Source organism: Pseudomonas sp. NPDC090233, assembly GCF_044772285.1.
Classification (GTDB): domain Bacteria; phylum Pseudomonadota; class Gammaproteobacteria; order Pseudomonadales; family Pseudomonadaceae; genus Aquipseudomonas.
Map to the genome: position 1 here is coordinate 76,915 of NZ_JBIVYQ010000009.1, position 22,471 is coordinate 99,385.

Here is a 22,471-nt window from a genome sequence, read left to right on the forward strand (position 1 = left end):
CAATATTATTTGCGCGCAGTCTACCCGCTGCGCCCGCCTTTAGTTTAGAAATTCCTGAAGTAAGTTTTTGCCGGTAGCGATTTTTCCCACCCACTACCTTCCAGCAGACTTGGCCGAAATGTCCCTGCCCGCCGGCACCACCCCACTACAAGGCGCGCGGCGGCACAGGTTCGAACAAACAAAACAATCGACCGACTGATGAGGCCCACCGTGGACAAAGTTCTCCACCAACCACTGGGCGGCAACGAAATGCCGCGTTTCGGCGGCATCGCCACCATGCTTCGCCTTCCCCACCTGCAAAGCGCCGAGGGCCTGGACGCCGCGTTCATCGGCGTGCCCCTGGACATCGGCACCTCGCTGCGCTCCGGTACCCGCTTCGGCCCACGGCAGATTCGCGCCGAATCGGTGATGATCCGCCCGTACAACATGGCCACCGGCGCCGCCCCGTTCGACTCGCTGTCGGTGGCCGACATCGGTGACGTGGCGATCAACACCTTCAACCTGCTCGACGCCGTGCGCATCATCGAAGAAGCCTACGACGAGATCGTCGAGCACAACGTCATCCCGATGACCCTGGGCGGCGACCACACCATCACCCTGCCGATCCTGCGCGCCCTGCACAAGAAGTACGGCAAGATCGGCCTGGTGCACATCGATGCCCACGCCGACGTCAACGACCACATGTTCGGCGAGAAGATCGCCCACGGCACCACCTTCCGCCGCGCCGTGGAAGAAGGCCTGCTCGATTGCGACCGCGTGGTGCAGATCGGCCTGCGCGCGCAGGGCTACACCGCCGACGACTTCAACTGGAGCCGCCGTCAGGGCTTCCGCGTAGTGCAGGCTGAAGAGTGCTGGCACAAATCGCTGGAACCGCTGATGGCCGAAGTGCGCGAAAAAGTCGGTGGCGGCCCGGTGTACCTGTCGTTCGACATCGACGGTATCGACCCGGCCTGGGCGCCAGGCACCGGCACTCCGGAAATCGGCGGCTTGACCACCATCCAGGCGATGGAGATCATTCGCGGCTGCCACGGCCTGGACCTGATCGGCTGTGACCTGGTTGAAGTCTCCCCACCCTACGACACCACCGGCAACACTTCGCTGCTCGGTGCAAACCTGCTGTTCGAAATGCTCTGCGTGCTGCCGGGCGTCGTGCGTCGCTGATACCGCTACACCCGGGCAGGAGCCATGAGGGAGGGCCACTGAGGCCCGCCAACACAAGACAAGACCGCCGGGCGCCGTGAACACGCCTGAGCGGTCGATCTCGCCATAATAAAGATAATCGGGAGACCCCCAATGGCCTTGGACATCATTGTTGTAATGATCTATACCGCCGGCATGCTCGGGCTTGGCTGGTATGGCATGCGGCGCGCGAAAACCCACGAAGACTATCTGGTGGCTGGGCGCAACCTCGGCCCAACGCTGTACATGGGCACCATGGCCACCACGGTGCTGGGCGGCGCTTCCACCGTTGGTACCGTACGCCTGGGCTATGTCCACGGCATCTCCGGCTTCTGGCTGTGCGCGGCCCTGGGCCTGGGCATCATCGCCCTCAACCTGTTCCTCGCCAAACCGCTGCTGCGCTTGAAGATCTTCACCGTGACCCAGGTGCTGGAGCGTCGTTACAACCCCATGGCCCGCCAGGCCAGCGCCGCGATCATGCTGGCCTATGCGCTGATGATCGGGGTGACCTCGACCCTGGCCATGGCGACCGTATTGCAGGTGTTGCTCGACTTGCCGTTCTGGATGTCGCTGCTGCTCGGTGGCGGCGTGGTGGTGGTCTACTCGACCATTGGCGGCATGTGGTCGCTGACCCTCACCGACATCGTCCAGTTCGTGATCAAGACCGTGGGCCTGATGTTCATCCTGCTGCCGGTGTGCCTGTACAACGCAGGAGGCTGGGACACCCTGGTAGCCAAGTTGCCGTCGGCCAGCTTCGCCTGGACCACCATAGGCTGGGACACCATCATCACCTACTTCCTGATCTACTTCTTCGGCATCCTGATCGGCCAGGACATCTGGCAGCGGGTATTCACCGCCCGCGACGAAAAGGTCTGCCAACGTGCCGGCACCACCGCAGGCGTGTACTGCGTGCTGTACGGCCTGGCCTGCGCCCTGATCGGCATGGCCGCGCATGTGCTGATGCCGGACCTGGCCAACCCGAACAACGCGTTCGCCGAAATGATCAAGAGCCAGCTGCCTGACGGCATCCGTGGGCTGCTGATGGCCGCTGCCCTGGCGGCGATGATGTCGACAGCCAGTGCCGGCCTGCTGGCCGCCTCGACCACCATCACCGAAGACCTGCTGCCCAAGCTGCGTGGCGGCAAGCAATCGAGCCTGAGCGTGAGCCGCCTGTTCACCCTGCTGACCGGCCTGGTGGTGCTGGGCATCGCCCTGGCGGTGAACGATGTGATCAGCGCCCTGACCCTGGCCTACAACCTGCTGGTCGGCGGCATGCTGATCCCGCTGATCGGGGCTATCTTCTGGAAGCGTGCGACCACCGCAGGGGCGATCGCCAGCATGTCGCTGGGCTTTGCCACCGCGCTGCTGTTCATGTTCAAGGATGGGTTGGATGCCAACACGCCGATCTACTACAGCCTGGCGGTTGGGTTGGTGAGTTTTGTAATGGTCAGCCTGCTGTCGCGCAAAACCGTAGGGGTTGCGAAACTGGCCTGATCAACGCAAAAACCTGAAGAAGCAAAAAGGCCGCGGCATCATCACTGATGCGGCGGCCTTGATGTTTTCAGCGGCGGCGCGGCTGGCGCCGGCGTTGTTCTTCATCAGTCGGGATCGGCACCGGCTGCAAGGGTGGTGGTATCAGCCCCAAGGCAACAGCCAAGTCGTGGAGCCAGTTGAACATTTGGTTTCTCATATTGCCCCCTTGACGGGTCAGCCTCACGGTCAATCAATCCTGCGATGTTTCATACAGATCATAGTCCGATGTCCCATCTTACGCATGCCCTTGTTCTTACAGATAGGGGCGAGTTTGACTCGGATCAAGCGGAAATGCCCGATTCCGACGACTGGTTAATCGTTTCGCTTTGTTGCAAATCGACCCACGCCTGCAAATTCGCACCGCGCATCCCCTGCCGCCACATCAGCCAGGTCACCGCCTGATCGAACGGCGCCTGCAGACGATGGGCGCGTACGCGGTCCCGCCCGGGCAGGCTGTCGAGCATCGACTGGGCCATCAACGCAACGCCCGCGCCGGCGATTACACAGGCCAGCATGCTCTGGTATGACTCGATTTCCATCACCCGCCCCATCGGCGTGTGGGCATGGGCGTACCAGGCCTCCAGGCGCATGCGGTAGGAACAGCCTTGGCGGAAGGTGAACACCGCCTTGCCCGCCACATCCCTGGCGCTGAGTACCGGCGGGTGTTCGGGGCTGGTGATCAGCACCAGTTGCTCTTCGCACAAGGGCACTCCATCCAGCCCAGCCAGGCTCGGCGGGCCATCCACGAACGCAGCATCGAGGCGGTGGCTGAGCAAGCCTTCGAGCAAATCACCACTGGGTGCGGCCTGCACTTGCAGGTTCACATCCGGATACGCCTGGTGGTAGCGGGCCAGCAGCGCCGGCAGGTGGATGGCCGCTGTGCTGTACATGGTGCCCAGCACGAAATCTCCGGCCGGCTGCCCGCCCTGAACCGCCGACATGGCCTCGTCACGCAGTGCCGCCAGGCGGTTGGCGTAATCGAGCAGCACCTTACCGGCTGGCGACAACTGCAAGCGCTGGCGTTCGCGCAGGAACAGTTCGACGCCCAGTTGCTCTTCAAGCTGGCGCAGGCGCGTAGATAGATTTGACGGCACACGGTGCAGGCGCTCGGCGGCACGGGTGACAGACCCTTCCTCGGCCACGGCCTGGAAGATGCGCAGCTGGCTGAACTCCACTTAATTCTCCAAAACAGAACAACCTGATCATAATTATTCAATTTTATTGAATATAAAAGCCCCCTAACCTGCCTTCCATCGCTTACATCCGTGCAGGAGCTTTCCCATGTCGCCTTTCGTACAACTGCTGGCCAGCGCCGTAGCCCTGATGATGGCCATGGGCATCGGCCGCTTCGCCCTGACGCCGCAACTGCCGCAGTTGATCGCCGAGGGCCAGTTCGACCTGACGGCCGCTGGCCTGGTTGCGGCGGCCAACTACCTCGGTTACTTCATTGGCGCGGCCGATGCGATGTTCGCCCGCAAGCCGAACCAGGTCAGGCTGAGGCTGCAGGGTGGCCTGTGGCTTTGTGTATTGCTGACCCTGGCATCAACGGCCGCTGACGGATTCTGGAGCCACTTGCTGCTGCGCTTCGGCACCGGCGTCGCCAGTGCCTGGGTATTAGTGATGATTACCAGCCTCAGCCAGCAGCTGGCCAACGCTCATAACCGCCAGCGTTTGGGTGCCCTGGTGTTCGCCGGACCCGGCTTGGGCATTGCCCTCACCGGCCTGCTGGCGCTGGTTGCCCACCTGCTGGGGATGGGCTCGGCGGCGCTGTGGCTGATCTACGCGGTTGCAGCGCTGGCCATGCTGCTGGCGGTGCGCCCCTGGCTGCCGCGTGCGCTGGAGCCCGCCGTGGTGCCGAGCGTGACGCAGCAAGGGGCATCGCGCAGCGTGGGCATCGGCCGTCTGGGCCTGGTGTATGCCTTGTACGGGGTGGGCTATATCTTGCCGGCGACTTTCCTGTCGCAAATGGCCAATCAGCAGTTCCAGGGCAACTGGATGGCCGACCTGTTCTGGCCGGCCTTTGGTTTAGCGGCGGCATTTGGCGTGGCGCTGGTGAGCATGCGGCGCAGCGGCCGGACTTCGACCTGGCTGATCGCGACCTTGTGGCTACAGGGCCTGGGGGTCCTGGCCTGCCTGATGGGCGGTGGCCTCGGCCTGGCGTTGGGGGTGGTGTTGTGCGGTACGCCGTTCCTGGCCTGCATGCAGCTGGTGATGCAACGTTCGCGGGAGTTGGCGCCGCATGCGACACAGCGCAATGCCGGGCTGCTGACCGCCTGCTTTGCCCTGGGGCAACTCAGCGGACCATTGCTGGCGGCGTTGAGCAACCATTACAGCGGTAGCCTGCAGCCGGCTTTACTGTTGGCGGCTGCAGGGCTGGGGCTGGCAGGCGTTCTGGTACTTGCCGGCACCAGCAGCCTCAACCTACAAACTTGCGCAGCTGCTGCTTCACCCAGGGCTCGGCACTGACCAGCACCACCCCCAGCAGAACCATGACGGCGCCGAGCACAAAATTCACACTCAGCGGCTCGTCCAGCAACAGCACGCCAAAGGTCACCCCGAACAACGGCGTAATGAACGAAAACACCGCCAGGTTCGATGCCAGGTACTTGCGCAGCAACCAGAACCAGGTCAGGTAGCTGATGAAGGAAACCACAATGCCCTGAAACAGCACACTGCCGATCGCCAGGGGCGTCCACGACACCTTGCCGATCTGCCCGCTGAGCAAGGCAATCAGCAACAAGCCGACAAAGCCCACCGCCAACTGATAGAACAGGGTCAAGGTCGCGGGCGCTTCGGACAAACGCGAGCCACGTACCACCACCGTGGTCGCGCCCCAGGCCAAACCGGCCAGTACACCGAAGGCATCGCCCAGCAGCATGCGCCCGTCCATCTCATCAAACGACATGCCCCCGGCAAACGCGGTGGCAATCCCGCCAAACGCCAGCAGAATGCCCAGCCATTGCAGCAACCGCAGGCGCTCGCTGGGCAGCATGAAGTGCAGGCCGAGGGCGGTGAAGACCGGCGCGGTATAAAGGAACACCGACATGTGCGCCGCGGACGTCAGCTTCAACCCCTCGGCGATGAACAAGAACTCCAGGCCAAACAGCCCGCCGGCCAGCAGCCCACCTCGCCAGGTGTTGCCCACCTGCCCCCAACCGCCGCGCCAGCAGATCAGCAACCCCACCAGCACGGCAGCCAGGCAGTTTCGCAGCGCAGCCTGCATCACCGGGGCGATATCGACGGCAGCCGTCTTGATCAGCACCTGCTGGTAACCCCAGATCAGGCATAGCCCCAGCATCACCTGAAAAGCAAAGGCGTCGGGGTTCTTGCGGGCCGCGCTCATGGGCGGCCCTTCAGGGTGATCGATGGCATGGGCAAGGCTCGGCAGTCTTCAAGGAAGACCGATTATCGGGTTTCCCGGGCCTACCTCGCCAGCCTCAAAACGACCTCAAGCGATCTGCGCTTTTGCAGACACGTGCTCGAAGGTGGTTTCGTCCAGCGCATCTTTCTGATCATCCAGCACCTGACGCGGGTGCTCGAAGCCGGGGATGCTGCTGTCGATCAGGCTCATCAACCGCGATCCGCGCTCGGTCAGCACGAAGTTCTCACCGTTGCCGCCCTCTTCCGGTGGCCGGGACTCGATGAAGCCGCGCTCGAACAGCAGCTTTTCGTACTCGCACGCACGGGTTTTCAGATGGTCCACATCCCCCACCGGCTGACCATCGGCGGCCAGCGCAGCCGCGTGCTGCTCGGCATAGGGGCGTGGGGTGAAGCTTTGACCGGCGCCGTTTTGCACTTCGTGCAGCAAACGCTCGATCAGGTCCCAGTCGTAGGTGATGCTCATGGAGTTGGCCTCTTGCTGTGGACGCATGGGGTACACAGGTTGGGACCTGACGGGGTCTGTAGCGTTCCATCAGAGTCCAGGCGAATGGTCACCGCCTGCTTCGCTGGAACACGTAACTCGGCCTGCTGGAAGAAAATCTCGTCCAACTCGGGAATATCCGAGGTATCGACATCTTTGTCTTCCAGTTGAGCCAGGAGGCTCCAGTCAGTTTTCGATGCTTTGGTCATAGTGTTTGGCCTCCCATCTGGTGGCTTTACGTGCAGACATGATGCGATTACTGCACCTTGCCCTCCCGTACGTATCAATAGGATCGGCAGCATAAATGGCAGTTTCAGAATGGGATTACAGAGCTAAGGGGAAAATCACGCCCACTCATTGCAGCTTCGTGAGATAGCTAATGAACAACCGAAACAGCTCCGCATTCCCGGCAATCCCCAGCCGCTGCCAGATGTTATGCCGGTGGACTTTCACAGTCCCCTCTGAGATCCCCAGCACTCGCGAGATCGACTGGCTGCTATGCCCCTGCAGAATCAGCTTGGCCACGTGCCGCTGGGTTTCGGTCAGCTGGCCTTGGAGGATATCGACGAACGCATCCTCCAGCTGGCTATCCGAATCCTGCGGGTCGGCCAAGTCACCCGCATGCGCCAGTTGAAGGTGCTGACTGAAAATGGCATCGATCAACGGTGTCAACGCAAAGAGGCGCTGCACTTCATCGGCTTCAAAAGCCCCTTTGTCCAGGCCGCGCATCAAGGAAAACACCAGCGCCGAACGTTGCCGTACAGGGACGATGAAGCCGATTTCTTCGATCAGGCTGCCGTGGTGCGACGAGACACAGGGGTGGATGTCGGGCGAGATGGAAAAGCCCGAGGCGTAAAAGCTGTCAGGCGCCAGCTCGCTCATGCGCCACAACCCTGCGGGGTGATTGTTGGTACAGGCGACATAGAACGGGTCAAGCAGGTAACCGCCACGCAGGTAGGCCTTGAGCGTGCGCTCGGTTACCCGCTGCTGGTAGCCATCGTGTACCAGCAGCGCTGGCTGGTTGAAGCGGAACAGATAAGCGCAGCTCATGTCGAAATCGACTACACCCTTGAGCGCGCTGTCGATGGCCGGGCCCAGGGCATCGCTGCCAATGCTGCGGATCACCGCGGCAAGGCGGTTGGCGTGGTCGCTGTTCATGGCTGCGGCCTGCGTGATTGGGGTCAAGGGCGCGCAAAACGCGCCCGGAAAGCATTGAACGATGCCTGACCTCATCAGTGCAACGGTGCGCTGACCTGCAACAACCCGGCCTGTTCTTCCTGACGGCCCAGTTCCTCGGCCTTGGGCACCGCCAGCCAGTAGGCGAGCAGCATGCCCAGCAGGCCACCGGCGAGTTTGCCAATGATCAGCGGCCCGATCAGCGTCGGCTGGAAGTTTGCCGAGTAGGCCAGGTGATCACCAAAGGTGAACGCTGCGCACACGGCGAAGGCGATCACCAGCACCTTGTCCTTCGGCGGCATGTCGGCCACCAGGCGGAACATCGCCAGGATATTCGCCGAGGCAGCTAGCACGCCGGCAGCGCCGACTGGAGACAGGCCAAACCTGGAAGCCACCGCTTCGATCGGCCGCGACAGGAAACGCTTGATCAGGTAGACCATCGGGAATGCCCCGCACAGCATGATGCCGACGTAACCGGCGATTTCCAGCGCACGGAACTGATCGTCCTTGTCGGCGATGATCGGCGCAAACCCCCAGCCGCCGAACAGCGCGGTGAACACGCCCGTGAAATACTCGACGATCGATGCCACCAGCACCAGCGTCACCGCCGCATACATCAGTTGCCCCAGCTTGAGGAACAGGCTCACCATCAGGTTGGGGAAGTAACGCAGAGCTGCCGCCAGCGCCACGCAGAACAGGATCAGCGGCGACAGGTTGCGCAGCAGCGTGGACAAGGTGAAGTGCAGCGCCTGGGTCGCCGCGCCTGTCGTGGCGATGTCCGGGCGCACTCCCAGGCCCATCGCCTGCATGCCCATGGCGATCAGCACGATGCTGATCGGGATGCTCAGCAAACCGGCCATGATGCCCAGCGCCATGTATTTGTGGTCAGCCTTGTTGAGCATGGCCAAGCCTACCGGGATCACGAAGATCACGGTAGAACCGCACTGAAAACCGGTGATCAGCCCAAGAATCCAGCCTTCAGGGCTGTGCGACAGCGCCTGTGCCAGTTGGTAACCGCCAAGGTCCGAGGCGATGAAGATTGGCCCGGCAATGCCGGCATCCGCGCCCATCGCCTGGAACAAAGGGCCAATGAACTGGCTGATGAAGCTGGAAATGAACGGGATGGCGGCCATGATCCCGGCCACCGGGATGAAGATCGGACCGATGCTGTGCAGGCCGGCGGTGAACTCCTTGGCCAGTTCCGATTCGGCGTTGATGATTGACGCAATGGCGCCGACCACGGCGCACGCCATGATCACGTAGATGACGTAAGTGCCTATGTTTTCCATCTGCTGCCTCTGTGTTGTTGGAGTTGGCTTGGGGGCAGAATTGAAGGGTGTTGCTGTTCTTGTTGTAGGGCCTTACATGGCGGTGTAGGCGTTGTCGACAAACAGGTGCGAGCCGCTGACGAAGCTTGATTCGTCACTGGCGAGGAAAAGCGCGGCAGAGGCCACTTCGGCGGGATCGCAGAGCCGGCCCTGCATGGTCTTGATCGCCTCGTCGGAGGCGTCCACGCCGTAACCGCGCAGCAGGTCGAGCTCGCGTCGACCATGGGCGGTACCGATGAAGCCTGGGCAAATCGCGTTGCTGCGGATGTTCTGGTCGCGGTATTCCACCGCCAGGGCACGGGCGAACATGTGGCAGGCGCCCTTGGTGGTGCAATACAGCACCTCCATCGGCGTGCCCACCACAGCCGAAATCGACGAGGTGCAGATCACGCTGCCACCACCCGCGGCGAGCATGCCCGGCAGCACTGCCTTGGTGACCAGGAACATGCTTTTCACGTTGACGCTCATCAAACGGTCCCAGTCGGCTTCGCTGGTTTCGAGGAAGGGACCGGCGGCAATGATACCGGCGTGGTTCATGAGCACCGTGATTGGGCCGAAGTGCGCCTGGGCTTGAGTGACGGCGCGGTGCACCTGGTCGGCCTGCGACACGTCGGCTGCGACGAACAGCGCCTGTCCCCCTTTGGCATTGATACGCGCCGCTACCGCTTCGCCCTGGCTGGTGGGCAAGTCGAGGATCACCACCTTGGCGCCCTCGGCGGCGAACAGCTCCGACGCGGCCAGGCCACATCCCCCTGCTCCGCCAGTAATCAGTGCCACCTTGCCTTTCAATCGATCCATGGAGGTCTTCCTCAGTTGTTGTGCTTGTGTGACCAAACTAGAGCTGAGGAGGAGCGCGGTAAATATACCCAGAGGTATAGCCGCCAGTCCTGGCGATTGAACTAACCGTCGCGCACAAGCCTCCACCGGGCATCATCAACGCCGGAGGTAGAAAGGATGAAACCGCTGCTGCGCATCGCCTGTGCGACCGCCCTGTTCTGCGCCCTGCCCGCCTGGGCTTGCACGCCGGAAGAGGCGACCCAGAAACGTGAAGAGCTGGCCGGGCTGGTGAGCCAGCTGACCGAACAGAATCCGCAAAAGGCCAAGGAGATCAATGATGAGCTCCAGGGGATGGAGCTGGGGACGGCTAGCAAAGACTTGCCGGATAAGTGTCAGCTGATCGACAAGCGGATCAAGGAGCTGAAAGAGGCGGAGAAGAAAGCAGATTGATTTGACCAGCGTCCCTATCGTCGGCAAGCCGCCGATAGGGACGGAACAGGCTAATTACTCAGCCGCAGGCTTGCGCTTCTTCAGCGGCGCCAAACCATCACCACTGGCAAGCGGCGCATTCGGCCGTGGCTTGGCGGTCGGCTTGCGCTTGGCGGCGACCTTCTTGTCACCGGTCTTCTTGTCCCCCTTCTTCTTCTTGGTACCAACAGCCTTGCCCGACGCTTTGACCTTCTTCGGCCCGCTGTAGGTGCCTTTGACTTCCTTGATCACCCGGCGCTCGAACTGCTGCTTGAGGTAGCGTTCGATGCTGGACATCAGGTTCCAGTCATTGTGGGTGATCAGCGAAATCGCCAGGCCTTCGCCGCCGGCACGGCCGGTGCGGCCGATCCGGTGTACGTACTCGTCACCGCTGCGTGGCATGTCGAAGTTGATCACCAAGTCCAGGCCGTCGATGTCCAGGCCACGGGCCGCGACGTCGGTGGCCACCAGGACTTTGGAGCCGCCCTGCTTGAAGCGCTCGATGGCCAGCTTGCGGTCTTTCTGGTCCTTTTCGCCGTGCAGCACGAAGGCCTTGACGTCCTTGGCCACCAGGTGGCCATAGATGCGGTCGGCCAGCGCACGGGTGTTGGTGAAGATGATCGCCTTGTCGAAGGTCTCGTTGGCCAGCAGCCACTGCACGATCGCCTCTTTGTGCTGATCGTGGTCAGCGGTGATGATCTGCTGGCGGGTACCTTCGGCCAATTGCGAGACGCTGTTGAGCATCAGGTGCTCAGGGTCTTTCAGCACCTTGCCGATGATGTCGCGCAGCGCCGCGCCGCCCGTGGTGGCGGAGAACAGCAGCGTCTGCTCACGGTTCTCGCATTCCTTGCACAGGCGCTCCATGTCTTCGGCAAAGCCCATGTCGAGCATGCGGTCGGCTTCGTCGAGGATCATCACCTGGACGTGGGACAGGTCGAGGTTGCCGGCATTGAGCTGCTCAAGCAAGCGGCCTGGGGTGCCGATCAGCACGTCCGGCACCTTGCGCAGCATCGCGGCCTGTTCCTTGAAGTCTTCACCGCCGGTGACCAGGCCTGACTTGATGTAGGTGAACTGCGAGAACAGTTGCACTTGCTTGAGGGTCTGCTGGGCCAGCTCACGGGTCGGTAGCAGAATCAGCGAGCGGATCTCGGCGCGCGGGCCTTTCAGGTCGACCAGCCGGTTGAGCAGCGGCAGGACGAACGCGGCGGTCTTGCCGCTGCCGGTCTGCGCGGTCACGCGCAGGTCACGCCCTTGCAGGGCCAGGGGGATGGCCGCAGCCTGCACCGGGGTTGGCTCGACGAATTTAAGCTCGGCCACGGCTTTAAGCAGGCGTTCATGCAGGGCGAATTGGGAGAACACGGAGGTAACCTCAGGCAAGTGCGGGGAAATTCAGTTGCATAGGGTAACGTTTTCTGCCGCCGGAGCCGAATTTCTTTTGGCAACTTTGTCGCCATCCGCGCTCTAATGGCACTTCGTTTCGCAAGCAAAGACCGTTCTGACGCTCATGGATATACAAAAAATCTGGCGTGACAGCCTCGACCTGTGGGGCACCCTCGACCAACACCCCATGCTCCACGCCGCCATCGGCCTGGCCGTATTGCTGGTCATCTCACTGGTGATAGGCCGCCTGGCGCGCTTTCTGGTCCTGCACGCCACCCGTCTGCTGGCGCGCCAGCAAGCACTCAAGTGGCTCGACGACCTGCGGCATAACAAGGTGTTCCACCGCCTGGCACAGACCACGCCATCGCTGGTCATCCAGTTCGGCCTGAAGCTGGTACCGGAGCTTTCCGACACCGCCCAGCACTTCCTCGGCAATGTCGCCCTGGCCTTTACCCTGCTGTTCATGACCCTGGCGCTGTCATGCCTGCTCGATGGCCTGCTGGACATCTATGCGCGCACCGAGCATGCCCGTACCCGCTCGATCAAGGGCTATGTGCAGTTGGCCAAGATGATGTTGTGGATCTTCGCCTCGATCGTCATCGTCGCCACGCTGATCGACCGCTCGCCGCTGTTGCTGCTGTCGGGCCTGGGTGCGATGTCGGCGGTGCTGCTGTTGGTGTACAAGGACACCTTGTTGTCGTTCGTCGCCAGCGTGCAGCTCACCAGCAACGACATGCTGCATGTCGGTGACTGGATTGAAATGCCCCAGGTCGGCGCTGACGGCGATGTGGTGGACATCACCTTGCACACGGTGAAAGTGCAGAACTTCGACAAGACCATCGTTTCCATCCCTACCTGGCGCTTGATGAGCGAGTCGTTCCGCAATTACCGCGGCATGCAGCAATCGGGTGGGCGACGGATCAAGCGCAGCCTGTTCATCGATGCAGCCGGTGTGCGATTCCTGACCCGTGAGGAAGAACAGCGCCTGAGCCAGGTGCGCTTGCTGGGTGACTACCTGGCCGGCAAGCGCCAGGAACTGCAGACCTGGAACGAAGCGCTGGGTCCGGTGGCGGAGCTTTCAGCCAACCGCCGCAAACTGACCAACATCGGCACCTTCCGCGCGTTTGCTCTGGCGTACCTGCAGAACCACCCTAACGTGCACCAGCACATGACCTGCATGGTTCGGCAGATGCAGACCGGCGCCGAAGGGATACCGCTGGAGATCTACTGCTTTACGACCACCACGGTGTGGGCCGAGTACGAGCGGATTCAGGGGGATATCTTCGATTACCTGCTGGCGGTGTTGCCGGAGTTTGGGCTGAGCCTTTATCAGCAGCCGAGTGGTAATGACATGCGGGCGGGGTTGGCGGGGCGAGTGCCGTATCGGCTGGAAGAGTTGAGCGAGGCTTGAGAGTGTTGGGGCCGCTTCGCGGCCCATCGCGGATAATCCGCTCCTACGGATTGACGTACCCCTGTAGGAGCGGATTCATCCGCGAAGGGCCCTCAGCTACCCCGCATACCCCAACAGGTACAACAACCCGGTCAGGGTCACCAGCGACGCCACCGTCGACAACAAAATCGTCCGCGATATCAACCCCGCCTCCCGGTTGTAATACTCCGCCAGCATGAACGGCCCTGTCCCAGTCGGCAGCGCCGCCAACAGCACAGCCGACGCCGCCCACATGGTCGGCAGGCTGAACACCTTGAACGCCAGCACCCAGGTCAGCGCCGGCTGGCCAACCAGCTTCAACGCCACCAACGGCCAAGGGCTGGCCTGGGTACCCGTGCGCTTCTCAGCCAAAAACGCACCCAGCGAGATCAATGCACACGGCGTGGTGGCCAACGCCAGCATGTCGATAAAATGCATGACCGGTTCAGCCAGGCCCAACCCGGACATGGCCCAAACAGCACCGACCACGGGCGAAACCACCAGCGGGTTCTTCGCCAGTGCCTTACTCACGACCCACATCGCACGGCCGATCCGCCGTTCCTCCTGCAAGCCGATCTCGATCAGCGTCAGCGAGATCGCGAACACCAGGCAGACCACGATCAATGACGAAATCAGCGCCGGCTGCAGCCCCGGCTGGCCGAACAACAGCAGGCACAGAGGAATGCCAATATAACCGGTGTTGGCATACCCCGCGCTGAGCCCATCGATACTCGCCGCGACCAGCCCATGCCCGCTGTACAGCCGCCAACCCAGGGTGATCACAAACATCGCCAGCGCCCCGGCACCAAACGCGACGATAAACCCTGGGTGCCAGATTTCACTCCAAGTCGCGGTGGCGGTCACCTTGAACAGCAAGGCCGGCAGACACAGCCAGACCACCATCTTGTTGATTTCGGCGGCGGCCTTGTCACCGAGCTTGTTGGTGCGGCGGCACAGGTAGCCGACCAGGATCAGGGCGAAGATCGGCGCGAGGATGACCAGAAGATTATGCATATCAGGCTTTGCCAGTCAGCGGAGCTTCAGCACGGCTGCCCAGACGGCTCAACCACACCGACGCGAGGATGATCGCACCACCGATGAACAGCCGCCCCAGTGGCTCGTGCTGGTTCCAGATCAGCAGATTGAGCAACAGCCCCACCGGCACATGCAGGTTGTTCATCACCGCCAGCGTGCCACCGGAAACCAGGCACGCGCCCTTGTTCCACCAGTACAAACCCAGCGCCGTGGGGCAGAGGCCGAGGAACAACAGCACCAGCCATTGCACATCGGTACTCGGCAGGTGCTGGGTGTTGCCGAACAGCAGGAAGGCCGGCAGCACCACTATCAACGCACCCAGGTAGAAATAGCCGAAGCGCTTGTAGTGCGGCAGGTCGCTGGGGTGGCGGGCCACCAGATGACGGTACAGCACCTGGCCGGCGGCATAGGTGAAGTTGGCCAGCTGCAGCAGCAGGAAGCCGATGAAGAAGTCGCCACTGATGCTGTCGAAGCGAATCACCGCCGCGCCGGCGACCGCCACCAGGGCGGCAAGCAGCGCCCAAGGGTTGAAGCGGCGGTTCAGGGCGTCTTCGATCAAGGTCACGTGCAGCGGCGTGAGGATGGTGAACAGCAATACTTCCGGCACCGTCAGCACGCGGAAGCTCAGGTACAGGCAGACATAGGTGATGCCGTACTGCAGCGCGCCGATCAGCAGCATCGAGCGCATGAACTGCGGCTCGACCTGGCGCCAGCGGGTCAGCGGCAAAAACACCAGGCCCGCCAGTACGACCCGCGCAAGCACGGCAAAGTAGCTGTCGACGTGCCCGGCCAGGTACTCGCCGATCAAGCTGAAGGAAAACGCCTGAATCAGCGCGACGATTATCAGGTAGCCCATGGTTGCCTCTCGTAAATCAAGGCGGCGACCTTAGCGGGTTGCGGCGGATGAGTTCAACCATGAGGAATGTGGGGAGTACATTGCGCGGCACAAACAAAAAGCCCCCGAACTTTTCAGCTCGGGGGCTTTTCGTAGAATGTGGCGGTGAAGAAGGGATTTGAACCCTTGATACGATTTCTCGTATACACACTTTCCAGGCGTGCTCCTTCGACCACTCGGACACTTCACCGTTTCTCTTCAAGCTGTTCAGCCTGTCGAGGCGGCGTAATTTAGTAGAAGAGCTTTTCTTTGGCAAGCATTTTTTTCAGTTTTTTCATGTATTTAAGCCAACCCGCTGAAAAACCGAGGTTACCAGGGCAATGCTGCCAATCTCGCCTGCGCTTTTTCCGCAAACCTAAGCCCTGCCCCGGCAGCGCAAGGCACGGCGACCTGACGCTGACTGGCCAGTCAGCCTTGCTGCTTTACCTGGCCCGCGGCGCTGGGTAACGTCATCGCCACGCACCCTAAAGGACTCTGCCATGAGCGAGCTGATTACCTACCACGCCGAAGACGGCATCGCCACCCTGACCCTGAACAACGGCAAGGTCAATGCCATCTCGCCGGATGTCATCACCGCCTTCAATGCCGCCCTCGACCGCGCCAAGGAAGACCGTGCCGTGGTGATCATCACTGGCCAGCCGGGCATTCTGTCCGGAGGCTACGACCTTAAAGTGATGACCGCCGGGCCCAAGGAAGCCGTAAGCCTGGTCACCGCCGGTTCAACCCTTGCCCGACGCCTGCTGTCGCACCCGTTCCCAGTGATCGTCGCCTGCCCTGGCAATGCCGTCGCCAAAGGCGCCTTCCTGTTGCTTTCGGCCGATTACCGTATCGGCGTGGAAGGCCCGTACAAGATCTGCCTGAACGAAGTGCAGATCGGCATGACCATGCACCACGCCGGCATCGAACTGGCCCGCGACCGCCTGAGCCGCGCCGCCTTCCAGCGCTCGGTGAACAATGCCGAGATCTTCGACCCTCAAGGCGCGGTGGAAGCTGGCTTCCTCGACAAGGTGGTGCCTGCAGAACAGTTGCTCGATACCGCCCTGGCCGCTGCACGCGAGCTGAAGAAGCTGAACATGCTGGCGCACAAGAACACCAAGTTGAAGGTGCGCAAGGGGCTGCTGGACGCTCTGGATGAAGCCATTGAGCTGGATCAGGGGCATATGGGCTGAATCTTGCGCCCCCATGGACGGTAAGTTGGCACCCGCCAGGTTGCCGTCCTGCTCCAGACAGCCCAAGCTGTCACCCGTGTGCAACCGAACAAGTGGATAACCATGGGTCGAGTCGTGGCATCGGCGGTATACAGCGCCGGCAGAAAGGTCACCAATATCAGCATCGACGAGGGCAGCGAGTGGGCGCGCAAGCCTGGGCATTTTGTCTGGATCGGCCTGGAAGAACCCAACGCCGAGGAGCTGGCCAACCTGCAATGCCAGTTCAACCTGCACGAACTGGCCATCGAGGATGCCCTGGAGAAACACAGCCGGCCCAAGCTTGAAACCTTCGGCGACGCGCTGTTCATCGTCACCTATTCGCCGGTGCGCCATGAAGGCAAGCTGGAGTTCATCGAAACCCACATCTTCGCCGGCAACGGTTACATCATCACCTGCCGCAACGGCCACTCGAAATCCTACGCCCTGGTGCGGCAACGCTGCGAAGCGCGCCCGCTGCTGCTGGAGCATGGTGAAGATTTCGTGCTCTATGCCCTGCTCGACTTCGTTACCGAAAACTATCAGCCGGTCAGCGAAGCCATCCATGGCGAGATCGAGGAGCTGGAGCAAAGTGTGCTCAGCGGCTCGTTGCTCGAAGAAGACATCCGCCGCCTGCACAGCCTGCGCCGCGATATCCTGCGCCTGCGCCGCTATGTGGCGCCGATGGTGGAAGTGAGCGAGGAACTGCAGCGCCTGAGCTTCCCATTCATTGACAAGAACATGCGCCCGTACTTTCGCGACGTGCAGATCCACGTGACGCGGCAGATGGAAGACCTGGCCGGGATTCGTGACATCGCCAGCCAGACCATCGAGATCGGCATGCTGCTGGAGTCTTCAAGGCAAAGCATCGTGCAGCGCAAGTTCGCGGCGTGGGCGGCGATCTTGGCCTTCCCCACAGCCATAGCCGGGATCTACGGGATGAACTTCCAGAACATGCCTGAGCTGGGTTGGCAGTATGGGTATTTTGGTGTGCTGGGAGTGATCGGGTTGGGCTGCGCGGGACTGTTTGCCAGTTTCAAGAGATCGGGCTGGCTGTAAATCGTGGGGCTGCTTTGTAGCCCCATCGAATCACGCTTTGGTCGGCTGCTGAATAAAGCGCATCATCCACTCGCCGACCAGGTCGCCCTGGTGTTCGCTGGCCAGGCTGGCAATCGCCTTGTGGTAGACCTCATCGCCCAGATACTCCTGACGCGCATCGAGCAGCGCCCGCGAGTAGTCGTGGACAAACTCCGGATGCCCTTGGAAGCACAGCACCTGATCGCGGATGTGATACGCCGCATTCGGGCAAAAATCGCTCGACGCGATGACCGTGGCGCCTTCGGGCAGCGCGGTCACCTGGTCCTGGTGGCTGATCAGCAAGGTCAGCTCGGAAACCTCCGGGTCCATCCACGGCGCATGCGCCGCCAGCGAATAGCGATGAATGCCCACGCCCCAGCCCTTGTCGGCGCGCTCGGCCTTGCCGCCCAGGGTCAACGCCAGCAACTGGTGACCAAAACACACGCCAAGCAGCTTCTCGCCGCGCTCGTAGAGTTTCAGCAGGTAGGCCTTGAGGGTCTGGATCCACGCATCGGTGCCGAACGAGTCGGCCTTGCTGCCGGTCACCAGGTAAGCATCGAAACGTTCGTCTTCGGCGGGATAGTCGCCGTTCATCACGTTGTACACACGAAACTCGGCTGCAATCGGCTGCCGCGAGAAGAGCTGCTCGAACATCCTTCCGTAGCCCTGGTACTGCGCGGTCAACTCCGGTCGCAGGACATCGGTTTCAAGGATGCAGATGCGTAACGACATAGGGATAGTCCTGAACGACATGGGTGGTAATCTGCTGTAGAGACTGCCGCGAATGGCACGTACAAGCAAGTAGGCTGTACTGACGAACGGTCACATTCTGTCGGGTTGTAAGGGGGGCACGCGCAACTGTCTAGCCAGAGCGTGCCAGCGAGCTGGCTTATGGCCTCATAGCAGATCGCGATTGATCACTTGTTTCAATAGAAGAAAGGGTTCTGAAACAAGGATGACGCACCCCCTACTGTTGGTTGTATATCGATTCAAAGAGGTAAGTGGTACGGGCGTGGACTCACGCTGCGGTGATCGACCCGAAACGCGACAAGGAAGCCAACGGGTATTCAGGAATAACAACAAGAAGGCGGTCCGCCATGTACAGACAATCGAAACTTCGCCAAGCTGGGCTCATTTTATTCGCCACGACTTTGCTGCTGATCTTGCCGAACCTCACACGTTTGTTCGGATGATGGTGGCTGTGGCCTTGACAGGTAATGCGCAGGTAATCTGCCGGCCATGACGGTCGGAGATTGCCCATGCGCCACTGCATTGCCCTGCTAGCCCTGCTTTTCAATCTGCCGCTGTCGGCGGCGCAACTGCACCTGGAACTTGGCGGCACGCCGCGCCAATGGGACAGCGCCGAGCTGCTGAGCCTGCCGCAGGCCCGGGAAATCAGCGTCGAGCAGGACGTTTCCTATAAACGCCCTATGCGCTATCGCGCCGTGCCGCTCGCATCGCTGCTGCAGGGCATCGATGCGCGTGACCACTTGCAAGCGGTTGCGCTGGATGGTTTCGCCGCCGAAATGCCCGCCGCGCCGCTGCTACAGGATGGCCCGGCGCGCGCCTGGCTGGCGGTGGAGGACCCTGGCACACCGTGGCCGCCACTGGGCAAGGGCAAGCCGAGCGCGGGGCCGTTCTATCTGGTGTGGACCGATCCGCAGGCGAGCGGCATCCGTCCCGAGCAATGGCCGTTCCAGATCGCCACGATCCGCCGCCTGGCAGCGGTCGAACAGCGCTTCCCAGCACTACTGCCCGCCGCGGAACTACCCGCCAATGACCCCGTACGCCAGGGCTTCGCCCTGTTCAAACAGAACTGCCTGGCCTGCCATCGGCTCAATGGCGCAGGGGATGCGCAGTTCGGGCCGGACCTGAATGTGCCGCATAACCCAACCGAGTATTTCCAGCCGACCTTCCTGCGCCAATACATCCGCGACCCGCAAAGCCTGCGGCAATGGCCGCAGGCGCGGATGCCCGGGTTTAGCGAAAGCGTACTGAGTGAGCAGGAATTGGATGCGTTGCTTGCCTATCTGGCCCATATGGCCAAGCGCAAGCCTTAAAGGCTTAGGGGCGCTCTGCGCCCCAGGTTGGATCAGGCCATCGGCCGCTCTTGCTTGACCCCCCACCCCTCTACCTCCCCGCCATAGGGTGAGACGACCTGCTCGAAAGCCTCTTCGAAGTCACCGATGCCGCCATAGGTGGCGTACATGACCTTGCTCAATTCCAGGTGCCACACACCATCGTCCCGTTCATGCACCTGAGCATTGAGCGACTCGCCGCGAAACTGCCCGGCCGCTCGCCGCGCGCCGGCTTCATCTGGAAAAACCGCATAGAACTCGATGGGGTGGATCTGGCTGAAATCGAAACCGCCAGCTTTCATCTGGCGCAGGACATTGCTGCTGATATCGTCGTGGCTGCTCATGAATCGTCCTCCTGAATAACGCAATGGATAGACTTTCCGTGCACTACGCACCCGCCGGCATGGCCGGGCAGATCGAGCTGATGCAAGACGCGAATGAAACAGGTGCAGCCCCGCAGAACAGGCCAACACCTCCCACCAGCGTAGTGCCTACCAGGGCACCACGCCAACCTGCGGGTCAGGAAGCTTCTTGGATGCGGGTTATGACCACGCCGTTCTGCTCTTTGAGCCAGCGTGCAGTGGGGGATGGAGTGCGGTCCTGGAAGTCGTTGAGATCAAGCTCGTCCATGACCGGAAAAAGATGCGAACGGATGGCGCGAGCCGCTTCCTCCTCGCTAGGGCACTGTTCACCACGCAACAGCAGTGTGGTTGGCTCGCCTTTCTGGTCGGCAAAGATGACTTCCCACTCTTTCATCGAATAGCCCTCTCAAGCAGAGAACATCTGGGGTGATGCCTGTTATAGCTTGACCGTGGGCCGGGGGATTTGTTCAGTCCGATCCGGCCCAGGGCGGGCTTTCGCTTTTAGTCCTTTGGCGTGCCGTGCACGACGCCTGCGGTGTTATCCAGCAGGCTCTTGGTCGCCGTCTGGATGTAGGCCTCAAGCTTCTTGAGCATCTCAGGCTGATCCGGGCTTTCGATCAACTCGGCCTTGAACTCGCTGCCCAACTGGTAGCGGTACAGGCGTGGGCTCATGTCCTTGGATTCGATGAGGATACGATCACCCTGCACCAGACCCACGATCTGCTCGCTACCCGACGGTTTGATCATGCCCACGCCCTGGTCACCCTCAGGCAGGTTGAGCAGGTCGCGGCCCCAGCACTGGTGACGCGCCTGGCCACCGAGGCGGCCCATGATGGTCGGCACGATGTCGACCTGGGTGCCGACAGTGTGGTCGACTGCGCCAAACTTTTCCTGGATGCCCGGTGCAATCAGCAGCAACGGCACGTTGAAGCGGCCCAGGTCGAGTTCGGTGACCTGCTGGTGGTTGCCGAAGCCGTGGTCGCCAACGATGACGAACAGGGTGTCCTTGAAGTACGGCTCCTTGCGGGCCTTCTCGAAGAACTGGCCCAGCGCCCAGTCGGAGTAGCGCATGGCGGTCAGGTGCTCGTCCAGGCGGCCCTGGCCGGTGACCTTCTCGACCGGCAGGTCTTTGGGCAGCGCATACGGCGTGTGGTTGGACAGCGTCTGCAGCAGCGCGTAGATCGGCTTTTTACCATCGTGCTTGGCCAGTTCTTCGTTACCGCGGTCGAACATGTCCTGGTCGGACACGCCCCAGGTCGGGTCGGAGAACACCGGATCGACGAAATCGTTACGGCCGATGAAGGTGGTCATGCCCTGGTTGCCGAAGAAACCGGACTGGTTGTCCCAGGCGAAATCGCCGTTGTAGACGTACACATCGTCGTAGTCGCGGGCGCTGAGCAGCGCTGGCAAGCCGGACAATTTGTGACCGCCTTCCGGGGTCTGCATCAGGTATTCGAAGCCCGGCAGGTTGGGGAAGCAGGCCATAGTGGCGAACATGCCCTGGTGGGTATGGGTGCCGTTGGAGAAGAAGCGGTCGAACAGCAGCCCTTCTTTTGCCAGTTTGTCGAAGTATGGGGTGATGTTGTTCGGGCTGCCCAGGGCGCCGACCGAGTGACCGGCGAAGCTCTCCATGAGGATCACCACGACGTTCTTGACCGGCAGGGTACGCTCGGCCGGTGGCACGAAGTCACGGCGGATGGCGGCTTCGTCGGCGTCGACCAGGGTGTCGTGCGGGGTCAGCAACTGTTCACGCACGGTCTGGGTGGCCAGGTTCTGCTCCAGGACCGGTTTCCAGATATTGGCGCGATCTTCACCGAAGCGGCTCTTGGCTGCGTCGATCAGGGTCAAGGTACCGTTCAGGCCCAGCTGGTTGACGAAGTTGGAATCGGTGGTGAAGGCATCCCCCCAGCGCATCGGCGGGCCCTGGCGCAGGGTGCCACGGGCGGCGACCACGGCCACCAGCAGGATCACCATGAACACCGCCAGGCGGTGGTACCACGGCGCCACGCGTTGCAGGCCATTGCCGCGGGTCAGGCGGTCGATACCCTTGAACAGCAGGCTCAGCAACCAGGTGCCGAACAGCCAGGCCAGCAGGTAGCGGACCACCGGGAAGCCGTACCAGAGCATGCTCATGACGGTCTTCGGGTCTTCCTTGATGTACTGGAAGACCAGGCCGTTGAGGCGCTGGTGGAACTCGCGGTAGAAGTCCATTTCCATCAAGCCGAGGAACATCACGATGCTCGAGGTGATGGTCAGCCAGAAACGGAACAGGCCGCGCTGGGCCATGGCCCAAGGGCTGAGGATTGCCAGCAGCAGCGGAATGCTCAGGTACACCACCACCCGCAGGTCGAAGCGCAAACCGTTGAGGAAGCCTTCAGCGACCGTCGAGTAAGGGGTGTCGCCGATCATGTCGCTGTTGTAGAGCAGCAGTGCCAGGCGTACCAGGCTGAGCATCAACATGATCACCAGGCCGCAGAGCAGCGTGTAGGCCAGGTGCGATTTCAAGGTCGGCGTAAAAGCTCGCGCGCCCTGTTGCTTCAAGGCATCCGTGTTAGCCATGAATGGAGAGGTCCTAGGATTGCGTGATTGCGGGGATGGCGCCGGTGCTAGACCAACGCAGCATTGTGCGGGTGCGGATTCTGTTTAAACCAATGTGAAAATTTTGTCACGGGGCTGTTGCTGATTTTGTCTTTGCCAGCAAATTGCCG

At 61.6% G+C, this 22,471-nt stretch carries 22 protein-coding genes, 1 tRNA gene and 1 pseudogene; 8 read left to right on the plus strand and 16 right to left on the minus strand.

The window, feature by feature from the left end; all coding sequences use genetic code 11:
* Positions 1–210 precede the first annotated feature (210 nt).
* Both speB and ACIQUF_RS23400 read left to right on the plus strand, forming a co-directional pair.
* Complete coding sequence (speB, locus tag ACIQUF_RS23395) at positions 211–1,161, plus strand: agmatinase (protein ID WP_403135908.1); 951 nt, start codon at positions 211–213, stop codon at positions 1,159–1,161.
* 132 nt (positions 1,162–1,293) lie between these two features.
* Positions 1,294–2,673 (plus strand): sodium:solute symporter, encoded by a 1,380-nt coding sequence (locus ACIQUF_RS23400; RefSeq protein WP_400795317.1) that lies wholly within the window; start codon positions 1,294–1,296, stop codon positions 2,671–2,673.
* 67 nt (positions 2,674–2,740) lie between these two features.
* Here the strand turns inward: ACIQUF_RS23400 and ACIQUF_RS23405 are convergent, their stop codons facing one another.
* Together ACIQUF_RS23405 and ACIQUF_RS23410 are read right to left on the minus strand one after the other, a co-directional pair.
* Positions 2,741–2,869 carry a PA1414 family protein gene (locus ACIQUF_RS23405; protein WP_400795319.1) on the minus strand — a complete coding sequence of 43 codons (129 nt, stop codon included), beginning with the start codon at positions 2,867–2,869 and terminating at the stop codon, positions 2,741–2,743.
* A gap of 124 nt (positions 2,870–2,993) precedes the next feature.
* Complete coding sequence (locus ACIQUF_RS23410) at positions 2,994–3,887, minus strand: LysR substrate-binding domain-containing protein (protein WP_403135911.1); 894 nt, start codon at positions 3,885–3,887, stop codon at positions 2,994–2,996.
* A 106-nt stretch (positions 3,888–3,993) separates the two neighbouring features.
* Between ACIQUF_RS23410 and ACIQUF_RS23415 the strand changes: the two genes are divergently transcribed.
* Positions 3,994–5,178 carry an MFS transporter gene (locus ACIQUF_RS23415; protein ID WP_403135912.1) on the plus strand — a complete coding sequence of 395 codons (1,185 nt, stop codon included), beginning with the start codon at positions 3,994–3,996 and terminating at the stop codon, positions 5,176–5,178.
* On the opposite strand, the gene ACIQUF_RS23420 is transcribed toward ACIQUF_RS23415, so the two are convergent.
* The 6 genes and pseudogenes from ACIQUF_RS23420 to ACIQUF_RS23445 all read right to left on the minus strand — a co-directional run bounded on the left by ACIQUF_RS23420 (position 5,129) and on the right by ACIQUF_RS23445 (position 9,876).
* Positions 5,129–6,055: a DMT family transporter gene (locus ACIQUF_RS23420; RefSeq protein ID WP_403135914.1), complete on the minus strand. Its 927-nt coding sequence runs from the start codon at positions 6,053–6,055 to the stop codon at positions 5,129–5,131. The genes ACIQUF_RS23415 and ACIQUF_RS23420 overlap by 50 nt on opposite strands.
* 105 nt (positions 6,056–6,160) lie before the next feature.
* Positions 6,161–6,556: a transcriptional regulator gene (locus ACIQUF_RS23425; RefSeq protein ID WP_403135916.1), complete on the minus strand. Its 396-nt coding sequence runs from the start codon at positions 6,554–6,556 to the stop codon at positions 6,161–6,163.
* Positions 6,557–6,624: 68 nt separating this feature from the next.
* A pseudogene (locus ACIQUF_RS23430) lies at positions 6,625–6,783 on the minus strand (3-oxoacyl-ACP synthase); the annotation flags it as partial.
* 145 nt (positions 6,784–6,928) lie between these two features.
* Entirely contained in the window at positions 6,929–7,732 is an 804-nt protein-coding gene (locus tag ACIQUF_RS23435; RefSeq protein WP_403135918.1) for a LuxR C-terminal-related transcriptional regulator, read from the minus strand.
* A 74-nt stretch (positions 7,733–7,806) separates the two neighbouring features.
* Entirely contained in the window at positions 7,807–9,039 is a 1,233-nt protein-coding gene (gene eutH, locus ACIQUF_RS23440) for an ethanolamine utilization protein EutH (protein ID WP_403135919.1), read from the minus strand.
* 72 nt (positions 9,040–9,111) lie between these two features.
* Positions 9,112–9,876 (minus strand): SDR family NAD(P)-dependent oxidoreductase, encoded by a 765-nt coding sequence (locus tag ACIQUF_RS23445; RefSeq protein WP_403135920.1) that lies wholly within the window; start codon positions 9,874–9,876, stop codon positions 9,112–9,114.
* A gap of 156 nt (positions 9,877–10,032) precedes the next feature.
* On the opposite strand from ACIQUF_RS23445, the gene ACIQUF_RS23450 reads away from it, so the two are divergent.
* Complete coding sequence (locus ACIQUF_RS23450; protein WP_046788065.1) at positions 10,033–10,305, plus strand: hypothetical protein; 273 nt, start codon at positions 10,033–10,035, stop codon at positions 10,303–10,305.
* A gap of 54 nt (positions 10,306–10,359) precedes the next feature.
* On the opposite strand, the gene ACIQUF_RS23455 is transcribed toward ACIQUF_RS23450, so the two are convergent.
* On the minus strand, positions 10,360–11,682 hold the full coding sequence (locus ACIQUF_RS23455) for a DEAD/DEAH box helicase (protein ID WP_400795340.1): 1,323 nt from the start codon (positions 11,680–11,682) through the stop codon (positions 10,360–10,362).
* 145 nt (positions 11,683–11,827) lie between these two features.
* Between ACIQUF_RS23455 and ACIQUF_RS23460 the strand changes: the two genes are divergently transcribed.
* On the plus strand, positions 11,828–13,114 hold the full coding sequence (locus ACIQUF_RS23460; RefSeq protein ID WP_403135923.1) for a mechanosensitive ion channel family protein: 1,287 nt from the start codon (positions 11,828–11,830) through the stop codon (positions 13,112–13,114).
* A 96-nt stretch (positions 13,115–13,210) separates the two neighbouring features.
* Here ACIQUF_RS23460 and ACIQUF_RS23465 read toward each other — a convergent pair whose 3' ends face one another.
* The 3 genes from ACIQUF_RS23465 to ACIQUF_RS23475 all read right to left on the minus strand — a co-directional run bounded on the left by ACIQUF_RS23465 (position 13,211) and on the right by ACIQUF_RS23475 (position 15,252).
* On the minus strand, positions 13,211–14,146 hold the full coding sequence (locus tag ACIQUF_RS23465) for an AEC family transporter (protein ID WP_403135924.1): 936 nt from the start codon (positions 14,144–14,146) through the stop codon (positions 13,211–13,213).
* Between the two features lies 1 nt (position 14,147).
* Entirely contained in the window at positions 14,148–15,023 is an 876-nt protein-coding gene (locus ACIQUF_RS23470; RefSeq protein ID WP_403135926.1) for a carboxylate/amino acid/amine transporter, read from the minus strand.
* Positions 15,024–15,162: 139 nt separating this feature from the next.
* Positions 15,163–15,252, minus strand: a tRNA-Ser gene (locus ACIQUF_RS23475).
* Positions 15,253–15,541: 289 nt separating this feature from the next.
* Between ACIQUF_RS23475 and ACIQUF_RS23480 the strand changes: the two genes are divergently transcribed.
* Together ACIQUF_RS23480 and ACIQUF_RS23485 are read left to right on the plus strand one after the other, a co-directional pair.
* Entirely contained in the window at positions 15,542–16,231 is a 690-nt protein-coding gene (locus ACIQUF_RS23480; RefSeq protein WP_403135928.1) for a crotonase/enoyl-CoA hydratase family protein, read from the plus strand.
* 102 nt (positions 16,232–16,333) lie between these two features.
* The gene (locus ACIQUF_RS23485) at positions 16,334–17,305 is read left to right on the plus strand and encodes a magnesium and cobalt transport protein CorA (RefSeq protein WP_403135930.1); all 972 of its coding nucleotides are present in this window, start codon (positions 16,334–16,336) and stop codon (positions 17,303–17,305) included.
* A gap of 30 nt (positions 17,306–17,335) precedes the next feature.
* Here the strand turns inward: ACIQUF_RS23485 and ACIQUF_RS23490 are convergent, their stop codons facing one another.
* Positions 17,336–18,055, minus strand: a complete 720-nt coding sequence (locus tag ACIQUF_RS23490; protein WP_403135932.1) for an amidotransferase — start codon at positions 18,053–18,055, stop codon at positions 17,336–17,338.
* Positions 18,056–18,582: 527 nt separating this feature from the next.
* Here ACIQUF_RS23490 and ACIQUF_RS23495 point away from each other — a divergent pair.
* Positions 18,583–19,383: a c-type cytochrome gene (locus ACIQUF_RS23495; protein WP_403135934.1), complete on the plus strand. Its 801-nt coding sequence runs from the start codon at positions 18,583–18,585 to the stop codon at positions 19,381–19,383.
* Between the two features lie 32 nt (positions 19,384–19,415).
* Here the strand turns inward: ACIQUF_RS23495 and ACIQUF_RS23500 are convergent, their stop codons facing one another.
* The 3 genes from ACIQUF_RS23500 to ACIQUF_RS23510 all read right to left on the minus strand — a co-directional run bounded on the left by ACIQUF_RS23500 (position 19,416) and on the right by ACIQUF_RS23510 (position 22,322).
* Positions 19,416–19,745, minus strand: a complete 330-nt coding sequence (locus tag ACIQUF_RS23500; RefSeq protein WP_403135936.1) for a ribonuclease E inhibitor RraB — start codon at positions 19,743–19,745, stop codon at positions 19,416–19,418.
* A 175-nt stretch (positions 19,746–19,920) separates the two neighbouring features.
* Complete coding sequence (locus ACIQUF_RS23505; RefSeq protein WP_403135938.1) at positions 19,921–20,157, minus strand: hypothetical protein; 237 nt, start codon at positions 20,155–20,157, stop codon at positions 19,921–19,923.
* Positions 20,158–20,264: 107 nt separating this feature from the next.
* Positions 20,265–22,322 (minus strand): LTA synthase family protein, encoded by a 2,058-nt coding sequence (locus ACIQUF_RS23510; RefSeq protein WP_403135940.1) that lies wholly within the window; start codon positions 22,320–22,322, stop codon positions 20,265–20,267.
* Positions 22,323–22,471: the final 149 nt, after the last annotated feature.